Genomic DNA, 11,804 nt, shown 5'->3' with positions numbered 1-11,804 from the left:
TGCGGTGCCGGGCGCGGGAGCCCGAACGGGCGTAGCGTGGCGAGCCTCACCGCGACGGATGGAGCACCTATGACCGACAACCACACCGACGACATCGAGACCCTCGCCGGGCTGCTCGACGACTTCCCCCTCACCATGATCGTCTCGCTCGACGACGACGGGCATCCGGTGTCGCAGCCGTTCGCCATGCAGCAGCAGCACCATCGATTCGACGGCGACCTGTGGTTTCTGGTGAGCGCCGAGTCGTCGACGGCCGCCCGCATCGAGAAGAACCCGGTCGTGAACCTGGCTTTCGGCTCGAACGGCTCGTGGGTCTCGCTCACCGGACACGCGGAGCTCGCCACCGAGCAGAGCTACATCGACCAGATGTGGGACCCGAGTGTCGAGGCCTGGTTCCCCGGAGGCCGCACCGACCCCGCGATCCGCGCGCTGATCGTCCACGCCGACTCGGCCGAGTACTGGGACACGCCGGGCTCCACGCTCGCGACGGCCTTCAGCTTCGTGAAGTCGAAGGTCACGGGAACCCCCATGGACATCGACAACGAGAAGGTCGAGCTCTGAGCGACGGGCGCGCAGACAGCAGGTAATCGCTGCCCATCGGCCTCAGGCGGCGCGAGCCGCGGCGGCGAGGTGCTGCACGGCGCGCACAGACCGCGCAACGCTCGTCGGCGACATGGTGTCGTGCCCGTATCCCGCCCGCGTCTTGAGTGACAGGAGGGTCGAGAGGTGCCCGGCGGGGGTGACGACCACGTCGCGGAGCTCGTCGTCGGCCAGAGCGAGGATGATCTCGGCGGCCTCGACGAATTGCGCCGTCGTGGTAGACCGCCCGTGCAAGACGGCGGGATCGCGATCAACGCGCGGCATGCGCTGACTGCGTTCGGGCGCCGCGGCGCAGCCGGCTGCGGAACGCGGCGGCGTCGCCCGCCACGGTGACGCCATCCCGGATGGCGGGAGCGAGGATGTGGTCGGGGTTGAATGAATGGAGCGTGAGCTTTCCCGCTGGGCTGGCCCGGACCCTTCCCTGCGCGGAGTTCTCCGTCGCCCGCCCGATCTCCGCGATGCTCATCGGCACAGAGCACTACCACGATTCCGGATCGCGAAGCCCTCCTGACTCGACGCTAGGCGGCGAGGAGGGCCAGGACTCCGGTGGCGACGAGGGTGGTGAAGCTGGTCCAGAGCGAGATCGCCACCGCCTGCCAGAGGAGCACCCAGCGTTTCGCCACACCGGTCGAGACCAGGATGGCCGAGGTGAACTGAGTGGGGATCGCGAGCGGACCGAGGATGCTCGCCCCCGGCACACCGAAACGCACCAGGAAGCGCTTGAACCGCCGCACGCCCTTCGACTCGGGCTTGGGTTCGGGTGCGCGCTCGGCGGGCGACTGCTCGGCGGACGACTGCTCGGCGGCGGACTGCTCGGGATGGTCGGACTCGCCGGGCATGTCGGGCTGCCCGGCCGGCACGAGTCGGCGCGCGGGAACGGACTGGCCGGCGGCCCGACGGCGGGCGCGGCGCGCGACGATCGCCGCCCGGATGCGCGCTCCGAAGAACACCACCACGAAGACCGATGCGAAGTTGCCGGCCGCCGCCGCGAGCGCAGCCACCACCGGATTCAGCCCGGCCCACACGCCGAGCACGGAGGCCACCTCGCCCTCGACGAACGGGATCATCGCGGCGACCGCGACGATGACGGGCTGCACGAAGAAGGGCACCTGGGCCATGAGCTGTTGGATGAAGGTGACGACGTCCATGATCTCTCCAAGGAAGGAAATTGGGCCGGGCGCATTTCGCCTGGCGAAGGTGGTGGAATGACGACGACGGCCGTCACCGGTTGGCGACCACGATCGACGCCACCAGCGCGTTGGTGACCACGGCCGTCATGGTGCGGGTGACGGCGGCCGCCGCCGCATCCGCCGCGGGATCCCCGAGCTCCAACTCCTTCGCCCGCGTGGCCGTGGCACTCGACCACGGGATCTCGGCGTCGAGGACGGGCAGCCCCCCGCTCGCCGACACGAGTGCTGTGACCGCCGCGATCCGCTCCGTGGGCGCCGCGCCGTCGAGGAGCACGGAGCGCATGGCCTCGATGAGCTCGGCGCGGCGGGTGGTGCTGCCGAGGCGGAGGGCGGTGGTGGGGATGAGTCCGAGCATCCGTTTCTGCACCCGGACGAGATCGCCGCGCTCCACCAGGCGGTCGAGCACCGGAGCGCGCAGCGTCGGCCCGGTCGCCGCCAGAACGGTCTGCACGCCGCGGGGTTTCGCCGACACGAGGTCCCAGGCGGGCTGGAGCACGGTGTCGTCGGGTCGTTCACCGGCGGCGCGGATGAGGGTGCCGCGCAGCCCCGCACCCTCCACCACGGCTGAACCGCGCTGCGCCAATTCGGCGAGCACGGCGCCGCCGAGCACGTAGAAGAGGATGTTCTCGCCGGCGATCGTGCCCGACGACGGCTGGAACAGCACGAGGAGCACGTCTTCGGCGATGAGCCGGTCCGGATGCGCGCCGAGCGCTGGTTCTGTGGACATGCAGGAGAGACTAGCACACTGTACTAGCACACTGTGCTAGTACAGTCGACCGACCCTCTAGAATCGACCCGGGAGGTTTCGTGGAGAGCACACGTGACCGCATCCTCGCCTCTGTGATGGCGATGATGCGCGACGGCGCTGAGCGGTTGAGCGTGCGCGCCGTGGCGGCGCACGCCGGGGTCGGGGCGAGCACGCTGCGCCACTACTTCCCCACGCAGCGCGACCTCATCAACGCGGCCCTCACCGCCACCTATGACGCGGCCATGCCCGACGAGCGCATCCGCGACACGTCGGTGCCGCCGCGCGAACGCCTGCGCGAATGTCTCTGGCGTCTCTTCGAGCCCTTCGGCGACAGCGAAGCCGCCGCCTTCGAGGTCTGGCAGAGTCTGTTCGCGACCTTCCCGGGGCCCGACACGACTCCGGATGCCCGCGCCGGCTACGAGGTGATCGTCGCCCAGGCCGAGCGCCGGGTCGGGGCGTGGCTCGCCATCCTCGAGGCCGAGGGTGCGCTGGCGCCCGGCGACACGGCGCGACGCACGCACTTCTTGCTCACGGTCGTCGACGGGCTCTCGATCGAGCGCGCCCTGCCGCATAGTGCCGACTACCTCGAGGCCCAGGCGGCGACGCTGGCGTTCGCGGTCGACGCCGTGTTCGACCTGCCGGCGGCGCCCGGCCCGGCGAGCTGAGCGCGCCAGTCGGCACGTGGGGGCTGTCGCGGGGCGGCCCGACGTGATCGAATGAGCCATGCCATACGCCGTCGTCTCCCTCCACTCGCCCCGACCGGAGCACCGCGCCGCCGTGCTCGACTCGATGCAGCGCTACAGCCGCGTCGCCCGTACCCAGCCCGGACTGGTCTGGACGGGCGTGGTCGACGACAGCTCGGGGCGCTTCGTCGGAATCGCCCTCTGGGAATCGGCCGAGGCCGCGCAGGCTGCGTCACCGGCCCTGATGGCCGAGGTCGGCGACGATCCCTTCACGACGTGGGACGAGCATCCGATCGACAGCCTGCGGGGCCTCGTGCTCTGACTCAGAGCCCGCGCTCCGCCAAGAAGTCGTCCACCTGCCGGTGCGTCGAGGTCAGGCGCTCAATGCGCTCGGCGAGGCCCGCTCGCACGTGCACGAGCTGCTCAGCGAGGGCGTCGTGGGCGGCCGCCGGTGCGTCACCCGTGCAGGCCAGCACCGAGTGCACGACCTCGCGCGGGAAGTCCATGCCGAAGAGCAGGTGGATGATCTCGGCCCGGTCGACCATCGCGTTGTCGTAGTCGCGGTAGCCGTTGGACTCGCGCCGCGCCGCGATGAGGCCGTGCTTCTCGTAGTAGCGCAGCGACCGAGCGCTCACCCCGCTGCGGCGGCTCAGCTCGCCGATCTTCATCGCGCGTTTGACCTTGACATGATGTCAGAGTTTAGCGTGTTCGTGGTCCGGCGAGATACGCCGCGCACGAAGGATGTCTGATGCTCTCCACTGTCTCGGTCGCAGGCCGCTCCCGCACGTTCGCGGTCGTCGGGGAGGTCGAGGGGGCCGCCGATCGCGCGATCGTGCTCGTCTTCCATGGCTCGCGGCAGACCGGTGAGGTACACCGCCGCTTCACCGGTGGCGCCCTCGACCGGCTCGCCGACGAGGGGCGCGCGGTCGTCGTCTACCTCGACGGCTACCGTGGCAACTGGAACGACGCCCGCGCCGAGAGCTCGTTCCCGGCGCGGCGCGACGGGATGGAGGACGTCGCCTTCGCCCGGGTGGTGGTCGACGCGGTGCGGCGCTCGCATCGCGTCGACGGGCGCGCCGTCGTGGCGGTGGGCTACTCGAACGGTGGCCAGATGGTCTTCCGCCTCCTCCACGAGGCGCCCGAGCTCCTCGCGGGCGCGGTGGTCGTGGCAGCCACCATGCCCGACCGAGCCGGGTTCCTCGGCGACTTTTCCGACGCCCCGGTCGAGCGACCGATCCCGATCGTGCTCGTGGCGGGAACCGCCGACCGCATCGTGCCGTTCGAGGGCGGGCGGATGGCGTGGTGGGCGCGCGCCCTGTTCAAGGTCGGGGGAGTGGCGCTGTCCGCTCCTGCCACCGCCGCGTACTTCGCCGGGCGCAACGGCATCACGGTCGCGCCCGAGGTCGAGCTGCTGCCCGCGCGGCCGCGACCCGACCGTCCCACCGCCGCGAAGCCGGCCACCCGCATGGAGCGCACGGCGTACCGGGAGTCGGGTCGCGCATCCGTCACCCTCTATGCGGTGCAGGGCGGTGGCCACACCGTCCCCGGCCCGACGCCGGGCCCGGCCGTGGTGGGTCGCACCGGCACCGACCGCGGCATCGACGAACTCGTGCTCGACGTGCTGGAGTCGCTCGACCAGACCGGGCATGACGAATTACTACCGAAATGAGACGGACTGCCCCGCTACACGGGGTCGGTGTCGCTCATTCCGGTAGTTACTCGGGGCGCCCGACTCCGGCAGCGTCACGCTCGACGGATGCGAGCACCACGAAGCCGGAATCGCCCCCGACGACGAGTCTTGTCGCTCGGCGGCGTGGCGTGGTGGCCTTGCGCTACCGCCGGAAGTAGGCGTTCGCGCTGCGGGTGTAGAGCAGGATGATGCCGAGGAGCGCGAGGACGCCGTTGATGAGCCCCTGCCACAGGCTCGACGGCACGGCCACGAGCAGGTAGATGGCGCTGGCGAGGTTGAGGGCGAGCACGATCGTCGTCAGCACCCGCGCGACCTGACTGCCGCGGAGGAGCGCCGCGCCGACGATGATGGTGATGATGCCGAGCACGATGGCCACGATGGCGGTGGCGGTGAGCGATCCGGTCGCCCCGGGGACCCCGCTCACCTGGGCCGTCGTGGGCGCCGTGATCAGCCCGATGACGCCGCCGATCACCTGCAGTGCCCCCGAGATCCAGACGATCACGGCCACGAGAGTGACTCCACCAGGTCGACGCACGACTACCCCCTTCTTCGAGCCGGCCTGATCCGACTCGTTTCGAGCATCACCCTACTGGTGTTGAATCCCCAACGGGAGGCCGGCCCTCACGCTGCACCGACGTCGAGCATGGAGCGCACCGACTGCGGCTCGCGGCCGAGGAGCGTGCCGAGCAACGGGTCGACACCCGCGAAGAAGCCCTCGCGTGCGGCCCGGTACATGCCGAGCGTGAAGCGCGCCATCATCTCCGGATGCCCGGCGGCGGCCTGGCTCGCCACCCACTCCTCGTCGTCCACGACGACCCGCGCGATGGTTCGCCCGGCAATCTCCGACGCCATCACCGCGACCTCATCGAGAGTAGGAGCGGAGGCTGCGGTGAGCGTGGTCGGGCCGTCGTAGGCGCCGTCCGAGGCGATGATGATCGCGGCGGCCTCTGCCTCGTCCGCGCGTGAGGTCCAGGAGACGGGCCCGTCGGCCGGCACCGCCATGACGCCGGTCTCGCGCCACGGCCCGGTGAGCCAGCTCAGGCTGTGGGCATAGAAGCCGTTGCGCAACGAGGTCCACGCCACGCCGCAGTCGGCGAGCAGCTGCTCGGTCTCGGCGTGGTCGCGGCCCGGACCGAACGGGGTGTCCAGCGCGGCTCCCTGGTGGCTCGTGTAGAGGATGCGCCCGGCTCCGGCGGCGACGGCCGCGTCGATGGCGGTGCGATGCAGGGTGACCGCATCCGCTGCCGGGTCGCTCGACGACACCAGCAGCAGCTGGTCCGCTCCCTCGAATGCGGAAGGCAGCGATGCCGGGTCGGCGTAGTCGCCGTAGCGCACCTCGATGCCGAGGTCGGCGAAGCGCTCGGCCTTCGCGGTGTCGCGGGCGACGACCGCGATCTGGCCGGCGGGCATCCGCTCGAGCAGATGGTCGACGGTGGAGCCGTTGAGCGCGCCGGTGGCGCCGGTGATGACGATCATGGTTATCCGTTCTTGTTATCGATGGAATCAAGTGAACAGTATCACTGGAAGTGTCGTTGTTATCAAGCGTGCGATAACATCGATACATGGACGACGCATTCGATTCGCGACCAGGCATCCGCGAGCGCATCATCGATGCCGCAGCGCAGCTGCTCAAGGAGCACGGCCCTTCAGCGGTGACCACCCGTGCCGTGGCCGTCGCCGCGGGCGTGCAACCGCCCGCCATCTACCGTCTGTTCGGCGACAAGGACGGCCTGCTCGAGGCGGTCGCCGAGCATGTGATGACCACCTATGTCGAGGCGAAGGCGGGAATCGTCGACGCTGCCGCCGCAGACGGAGTCGATCCGCTCGACGACCTCCGTGCCGGGTGGGAGACGCAGCTGGAGTTCGGGCTGGCGAATCCGGATGTCTTCCGTCTGCTGAGCGAGCCGAGTCGCGTTCTGAACTCCCCGTCGGCGGCTGCAGGGCGGCGAGTGCTGGAGAAGCGGATACGCCGGGTCGCCGAATCCGGGCGCCTCCGCGTCAGCGAGCAGCGTGCTCTCGGCCTCGTGCAGGCGGGCGGGGTCGGCGCGGTCCAGACGCTGCTCGCGACCCCGGCTGACCAGCGCGACCCCGGGTTGGGGGAGGCGATGTTCGAGGCGGTGCTGGCGCAGATCCTCACCGACACCCCCTCGCGCGAGCCCGACGACACGGTCGCGGCGACCGTCGCGTTCCGCGCGATCGCGCCGTCACTCACCGCGCTCACCGCCTCGGAGCGTCAGCTCATGACCGACTGGCTGGATCGGGCGCTGGCTGCGAAGTAGATCAGCGTCAATCCGGCGGCGAACCGACGGCGAGCCGTGCCGGCTGTGACCCCTCGAGTTCGAGTTGCGGGCCCGGGGTGAAACGTGAGGCTGCTCCGATGCCGAAGACGGCCGCGCCGGTGAAGACCTCCACCGTCTCCCCGTCGACGAGGATCGTCACGGGCTCGGTCGACGCGGGAACGACGGTGGTCGTGTCCTTCCAGGTGCACACGACGCTCTCGCTGGTGCGGCGAACCCGAAGGGCGTCGGTGTCGTTCGTCGTCGTCCATTCCTCGTCGTGGTCGAGCATGATCCGCGTGGGGCGGTACTGATCCGTCTCGTCGGAGTACCCCTCGAGGGAGCTCATCACCGACGGATGAGGTGCCGACACGAGGGTGTCGCCGTCGAGGCGCAGAACATGGGGCACGCTCAGCGCGCTGGCACGTCCGGCGACCTCGTCGAGAACGCCGCGCATCCAGAAGATGAGGCACGGCTGCCCCGCTTCATCACGGAAGAACGACGGCGCGTAGTAGCTCTCGCCATAGGTGAGGCGCCCCCAGTGCTCCGGCTCGAAGCGGCCGTCGCGGAAAGCGCCGATCGCGTAGACGACGTAGTACAGCTCGTCGTCCTGCCAGACCGACGTCACCATCACGTCGCGCCCGTCGATGGTGAAGATCTGCGGGCACTCCCAGAGCGATCCGGTCCACACCGGCTCCGACTCCCGGGTGTTGCGCGAGGCGGCCAAGCCCTCGTACGACCACTCCGAGAGGTCGTCGGAGACGAACGAGCTCGCCGCGGCTTCTCCGCCGGCGAGTGCGGTTCCGACGAGCATCCGCCAACGATCTCCGTCGCGCAGAACGAAGGGGTCGCGGAAGGCCACGAGATCGAGGGGAGGAGCCGGCACGACCACCTCGCCCTTGCTCCAGACCAGCCAGTCGTCGTCGACGGGGGTGGCCGTGCGGATGCTCCCCACGCCGAAATCGGGAACCCGTACCGACGTGTAGAAGATCGTCGGCCGGCCGTCGTCGTCGATCGCCATCGACCCCGACCAGATGCCGCCGTCTCCGTCGCCCGGCTCGATGGCCGGCGGATGCTCCCTCCAGGTGACCAGGTCGGGCGAGGTCGCGTGGCCCCAGCGGCAGTCCGGCGCCCAGTCGGTGCGATCAGGAACGAACTGGAAGAAGAGGTGGTACTGACCGTTGTGCCAGGTCAACGCCAAGGGGTCGTTGATCCAGCCCGATCGCGGTGTGAAATGCAGGCGGGGGCGTGGTCGCTGCGCGTCCGTCATGGGGGCGGCTCCTTCTGCGGCCTCCGTCGGTGGCGGCCGTGCTCTGACAATTATGGAGTTGACAAGACGTTTTGGCAAAACGTATTGTCATCACAGTCGCTTCGGGCGACCGGCGCCGGACCACCCGGCGCGTACCCTCGCAATCACGCACCACCGCACAGAATTGGAGCCGAAGTAATGATGCTTCGCACACACCGGCACTTGTCCCGACGCGTCCTCGTCGGGGCCGCCGGAGCCCTTGCCGCACTCACCGCCGTCACCCTCACCGGGTGCGGCGCCGGAGGAGGAACCTCTGCCTCCGGAGACGATTCGATCACCGTTCTCGTCGAGGCCGGCGGCCACGGAGAGCTGCAGCCGATCGCCGACCAGTTCGAGAAGGACACCGGCACCTCGGTGGAGTTCGTCGAGCTGCCCTACGACGGTCTCTACAACCGCCTCAACAGCGAGTTCGGCTCGGGCTCGCTGTCGTTCGACGTCGCAGCGCTCGACGCCATCTGGCTGCCGACCTTCGCCGAGGCGCTCACCCCGCTCGACGAGATGTTCACCGACGACGTGAAATCCGATCTCTTCCCAGCGTTGGTCAGCGAAGCACAGGTCGACGGATCGTTCGTCGGGATGCCCGCCTGGACCAACTCCGAGATCCTCTACTACCGCACCGACCTCTTCGACGACCCGACGCAGCAGGCGAACTTCAAGGCCCAGTACGGGTACGACCTCGCCCCGCCCACGACCTGGGAACAGTACGCCGACATCGCGAAGTTCTTCACGCAGGACACGAACGGGGACGGCCAGGTCGACGTCTACGGCACCGACGTCAAGGGCGCCGTCGAAACCGAATGGCTCGCCACCCTGTCGCAGACCGGCGAGACGAACATGGTGGTGGGTGACGACGGCACCGTGTCGCTCGGCGATGCGGACAGCCTCAAGGCGCTGGACTTCTACACCAGCCTGCTGCCCTACGCGCCGAGCGGCGCCGCGCAGCTGGACTGGGCGGGCTCGCAGAACCTCTTCAATCAGGGTCAGCTGGCGATGATGCGCTTCTGGGCACACGCCTACAAGCAGATTCCCGCCGACTCCCCGGTCTCCGGCAATGTGGGGGTCACCACGATGATCGGCGGACCGGGCGGAATCGCCGGCGTTCCCGGCGCGTGGTACCTCTCCGTGCCCTCGGGCACCCCGAAGCAGGAGAAGGCTCTCGAGTTCGTGCAGTACGCCTATGACCACAACGACCTGTCGGTCGACACCGACCTGGGTCTGGCGTCACGGATCTCGGTTCTCGAGAAGTTCGAGAACGAGCCCGGCTTCGAGAACTACAAGCCGCTCGTCGACACCCTGAACGCCGAGGCGACCATCCCGCGGCCGGCCAACCCGAAGTGGCAGGAGATCGTGGACTCGGCGCTCATCCCGATGATCCAGAAGGCCGTGGTGCCGGGGGCGGACAACCAGAAGCTGCTCGACGAGGCCAAGGCGAACGTGCAAGACATCATCGGCGGCTGACCGCCGGCCGGTGGGCTTCCGCCCGCTCGCGGAAACCCACCGGCCCTCCCTGCCCATCACCTCACCGAAAGTCTCATCGTGCGTCTCACCGACCGCCGGTTCGCCTTCTTCTTGATGCTGCCGGCCACCCTCTTCCTCGCCGTGTTCGTGGCCTGGCCGCTCGTGCAGTTCGTCTCGGACTCGTTCTTCGAGATCAGCAAGTTCGCCGGTGGCCCGCGCACCTTCGTGGGCCTCGACAACTACATCGAAGCCTTCACCTCCGGCGACTTCGGCAATGCGGCCTGGCGGACGCTCGTATACACGGTCATCGTGGTCGTCTTCGAGTTCGTGCTCGGCCTCACCGTCGCCCTGATCTTCACGGCCCTCGGCAACAGCTCCCGGGTGTTCCGCACGATCTTCCTCTACCCCCTGATGATCGCCCCGATCGTGGCCGGACTGCTCTGGCGGTTCCTGCTGATCGACAACTTCGGCATCGTCAACCAGCTGCTCACCGACGCCCACATCCTGCACGACCCGGGTCAGATCCAGTGGCTCAGCGACCCGAACATCGCCCTCTTCTCCGTGGCCATCCCCGACATCTGGCTGACCACGTCGTTCATCTCGCTCATCCTCTTCGCCGGGCTGCAGAACATCCCCGGCGACGTCATCGAGGCGGCCCGGCTCGACGGCGCTCGCTACCCGACCATCTTGTTCCGCATCATCATCCCGCTGCTGCGACCCGTCATCGCGGTCGCACTCATCCTCCGCGGCATCGACGCCGCGCGGGCCTTCGACGTCATCCTCATCCAGACCAACGGCGGCCCGCAGCAGAGCACGGAGACCATGTCGCTGCTCATCTACCGCACCATGGTGCGGTTCGGCGACCCCGGCCTGGCGAGCGCCATGGGCACCGTCTACCTGATCGCGATGCTCGCGGTGTCGGTCGCCGCCATCCTGCTCATCTGGCGACCCGGAAGTGAGAACGATCGATGAACGGCCTCGAAACCACCCGGATCAGTTCCCGCGTCATCCTCTGGATCGCGCTGGTTCTTCTCGTCGTGCTCTACGGCTTCCCGTTCCTCTACATGCTCTTCACCTCGTTCAAGACGCCGCTGGAGACGATCGCGGTGCCGCCGACGGTTCTCCCGTCGACCTGGACCATCGAGAACTACGCGACGGCGATCGGCCGCGACGGTGTGGTCGCCTCGTTCATCAACAGCATCGTCACAGCGGTGCTCAGCACGCTCATCTCGCTCGTGCTGGCGGTGCCTGCGGCCTATGGCGTGACCCGCTTCCGCACGCGGTTCGGACAGTTCTTCATCGTCGGCGCCCTCGTGATGCGGATGGTGCCGCCGATCGTCATCGGCGTTCCGATGATCGCGATCTTCCGCAACCTCGGCATCTCCGACACCTCGTTCGCGCTGGCCATCGCCCATGCCACCATCTCGCTGCCGCTGTCGATCTGGCTCATGTCGAGCTTCTTCGAGGCGGTGCCCGAAGAACTGGAAGAGGCAGCGAAGATCGACGGCGCGAGCCGGCTCGGCGCGCTCTGGCGGGTCGTGCTCCCGGTGACCGCGGGTGGAGTGGCGGTGACGGCGATCTTCGCCTTCCTCGCCTCCTGGAACGAGTTCCTCTTCGCCCTCCTCCTCACGGCCACGAGGTCGCAGACCACCCCGATCGTCATCGCGAACTTCCAGACCCAGTTCGGTCTCGACTGGGGAGCGATGACCGCCCTCGCGGTGCTCTACTCGGTTCCCGTCATCCTTCTCGCCTTGGTGCTGCAGCGGCACATCGTCGCCGGACTCACCGCCGGTGCGGTCAAAGGCTGATGGGCTCGGCCAGAATGGTCGCCAACCAGGTTCGAACCGAAC

The 11,804-nt window shown here is 68.8% G+C and carries 15 protein-coding genes; 8 read left to right on the top strand and 7 right to left on the bottom strand.

Features of this window, described 5'->3' with window-relative positions; genetic code table 11:
* Positions 1-69 precede the first annotated feature (69 nt).
* On the top strand, positions 70-561 hold the full coding sequence (locus tag AC3WLB_RS02815; RefSeq protein WP_492503077.1) for a pyridoxamine 5'-phosphate oxidase family protein: 492 nt from the start codon (positions 70-72) through the stop codon (positions 559-561).
* A 42-nt stretch (positions 562-603) separates the two neighbouring features.
* On the opposite strand, the gene AC3WLB_RS02810 is transcribed toward AC3WLB_RS02815, so the two are convergent.
* The 3 genes from AC3WLB_RS02810 to AC3WLB_RS02800 all read right to left on the bottom strand — a co-directional run bounded on the left by AC3WLB_RS02810 (position 604) and on the right by AC3WLB_RS02800 (position 2,517).
* On the bottom strand, positions 604-864 hold the full coding sequence (locus AC3WLB_RS02810) for a hypothetical protein (RefSeq protein ID WP_492503075.1): 261 nt from the start codon (positions 862-864) through the stop codon (positions 604-606).
* 254 nt (positions 865-1,118) lie between these two features.
* A complete protein-coding gene (locus AC3WLB_RS02805; RefSeq protein WP_492503073.1) occupies positions 1,119-1,748 on the bottom strand; it encodes a small multidrug efflux protein in 630 nt (209 codons plus the stop codon).
* 73 nt (positions 1,749-1,821) lie between these two features.
* Positions 1,822-2,517, bottom strand: coding sequence for a GOLPH3/VPS74 family protein (locus AC3WLB_RS02800; RefSeq protein ID WP_492503071.1), 696 nt, complete (start codon positions 2,515-2,517; stop codon positions 1,822-1,824).
* A gap of 80 nt (positions 2,518-2,597) precedes the next feature.
* Between AC3WLB_RS02800 and AC3WLB_RS02795 the strand changes: the two genes are divergently transcribed.
* Both AC3WLB_RS02795 and AC3WLB_RS02790 read left to right on the top strand, forming a co-directional pair.
* Positions 2,598-3,203: a TetR family transcriptional regulator gene (locus AC3WLB_RS02795; RefSeq protein WP_492503069.1), complete on the top strand. Its 606-nt coding sequence runs from the start codon at positions 2,598-2,600 to the stop codon at positions 3,201-3,203.
* Positions 3,204-3,261: 58 nt separating this feature from the next.
* Positions 3,262-3,543, top strand: a complete 282-nt coding sequence (locus AC3WLB_RS02790; RefSeq protein WP_492503067.1) for an antibiotic biosynthesis monooxygenase — start codon at positions 3,262-3,264, stop codon at positions 3,541-3,543.
* Between the two features lies 1 nt (position 3,544).
* Here AC3WLB_RS02790 and AC3WLB_RS02785 read toward each other — a convergent pair whose 3' ends face one another.
* Positions 3,545-3,889, bottom strand: coding sequence for a MerR family DNA-binding transcriptional regulator (locus AC3WLB_RS02785; RefSeq protein WP_492503065.1), 345 nt, complete (start codon positions 3,887-3,889; stop codon positions 3,545-3,547).
* A gap of 80 nt (positions 3,890-3,969) precedes the next feature.
* Between AC3WLB_RS02785 and AC3WLB_RS02780 the strand changes: the two genes are divergently transcribed.
* Positions 3,970-4,890, top strand: a complete 921-nt coding sequence (locus tag AC3WLB_RS02780; RefSeq protein WP_492503063.1) for a CE1 family esterase — start codon at positions 3,970-3,972, stop codon at positions 4,888-4,890.
* Positions 4,891-5,053: 163 nt separating this feature from the next.
* Here the strand turns inward: AC3WLB_RS02780 and AC3WLB_RS02775 are convergent, their stop codons facing one another.
* Positions 5,054-5,446 (bottom strand): DUF7144 family membrane protein, encoded by a 393-nt coding sequence (locus AC3WLB_RS02775; protein WP_492503061.1) that lies wholly within the window; start codon positions 5,444-5,446, stop codon positions 5,054-5,056.
* An 86-nt stretch (positions 5,447-5,532) separates the two neighbouring features.
* Positions 5,533-6,387, bottom strand: coding sequence for an NAD(P)H-binding protein (locus AC3WLB_RS02770; RefSeq protein WP_492503059.1), 855 nt, complete (start codon positions 6,385-6,387; stop codon positions 5,533-5,535).
* A gap of 86 nt (positions 6,388-6,473) precedes the next feature.
* On the opposite strand from AC3WLB_RS02770, the gene AC3WLB_RS02765 reads away from it, so the two are divergent.
* Positions 6,474-7,190 carry a TetR/AcrR family transcriptional regulator gene (locus AC3WLB_RS02765; protein WP_492503057.1) on the top strand — a complete coding sequence of 239 codons (717 nt, stop codon included), beginning with the start codon at positions 6,474-6,476 and terminating at the stop codon, positions 7,188-7,190.
* 7 nt (positions 7,191-7,197) lie between these two features.
* Here AC3WLB_RS02765 and AC3WLB_RS02760 read toward each other — a convergent pair whose 3' ends face one another.
* Positions 7,198-8,457, bottom strand: coding sequence for a glycoside hydrolase family 32 protein (locus AC3WLB_RS02760; protein WP_492503055.1), 1,260 nt, complete (start codon positions 8,455-8,457; stop codon positions 7,198-7,200).
* A gap of 201 nt (positions 8,458-8,658) precedes the next feature.
* On the opposite strand from AC3WLB_RS02760, the gene AC3WLB_RS02755 reads away from it, so the two are divergent.
* From AC3WLB_RS02755 to AC3WLB_RS02745, 3 genes are all read left to right on the top strand, one after another.
* Positions 8,659-9,954, top strand: a complete 1,296-nt coding sequence (locus tag AC3WLB_RS02755; RefSeq protein ID WP_492503053.1) for an ABC transporter substrate-binding protein — start codon at positions 8,659-8,661, stop codon at positions 9,952-9,954.
* Positions 9,955-10,032: 78 nt separating this feature from the next.
* The gene (locus AC3WLB_RS02750; protein WP_492503051.1) at positions 10,033-10,926 is read left to right on the top strand and encodes a carbohydrate ABC transporter permease; all 894 of its coding nucleotides are present in this window, start codon (positions 10,033-10,035) and stop codon (positions 10,924-10,926) included.
* Positions 10,923-11,762 carry a carbohydrate ABC transporter permease gene (locus tag AC3WLB_RS02745; RefSeq protein ID WP_492503049.1) on the top strand — a complete coding sequence of 280 codons (840 nt, stop codon included), beginning with the start codon at positions 10,923-10,925 and terminating at the stop codon, positions 11,760-11,762. The genes AC3WLB_RS02750 and AC3WLB_RS02745 overlap by 4 nt, the downstream gene beginning before the upstream one ends.
* Positions 11,763-11,804 lie beyond the last annotated feature (42 nt).

This window comes from Herbiconiux sp. FW305-C-125, assembly GCF_058783455.1.
This window is presented reverse-complemented; position numbering and strand designations above follow the sequence as displayed.

Coding starts and splice junctions, on each gene's coding strand:
- AC3WLB_RS02815 (WP_492503077.1), top strand. CDS start 70: ATGACCGACAACCACACCGACGACATCGAGACCCTCGCCGGGCTGCTC.
- AC3WLB_RS02810 (WP_492503075.1), bottom strand. CDS start 864: ATGCCGCGCGTTGATCGCGATCCCGCCGTCTTGCACGGGCGGTCTACC.
- AC3WLB_RS02805 (WP_492503073.1), bottom strand. CDS start 1,748: ATGGACGTCGTCACCTTCATCCAACAGCTCATGGCCCAGGTGCCCTTC.
- AC3WLB_RS02800 (WP_492503071.1), bottom strand. CDS start 2,517: ATGTCCACAGAACCAGCGCTCGGCGCGCATCCGGACCGGCTCATCGCC.
- AC3WLB_RS02790 (WP_492503067.1), top strand. CDS start 3,262: ATGCCATACGCCGTCGTCTCCCTCCACTCGCCCCGACCGGAGCACCGC.
- AC3WLB_RS02785 (WP_492503065.1), bottom strand. CDS start 3,889: ATGAAGATCGGCGAGCTGAGCCGCCGCAGCGGGGTGAGCGCTCGGTCG.
- AC3WLB_RS02780 (WP_492503063.1), top strand. CDS start 3,970: ATGCTCTCCACTGTCTCGGTCGCAGGCCGCTCCCGCACGTTCGCGGTC.
- AC3WLB_RS02770 (WP_492503059.1), bottom strand. CDS start 6,387: ATGATCGTCATCACCGGCGCCACCGGCGCGCTCAACGGCTCCACCGTC.
- AC3WLB_RS02765 (WP_492503057.1), top strand. CDS start 6,474: ATGGACGACGCATTCGATTCGCGACCAGGCATCCGCGAGCGCATCATC.
- AC3WLB_RS02760 (WP_492503055.1), bottom strand. CDS start 8,457: ATGACGGACGCGCAGCGACCACGCCCCCGCCTGCATTTCACACCGCGA.
- AC3WLB_RS02745 (WP_492503049.1), top strand. CDS start 10,923: ATGAACGGCCTCGAAACCACCCGGATCAGTTCCCGCGTCATCCTCTGG.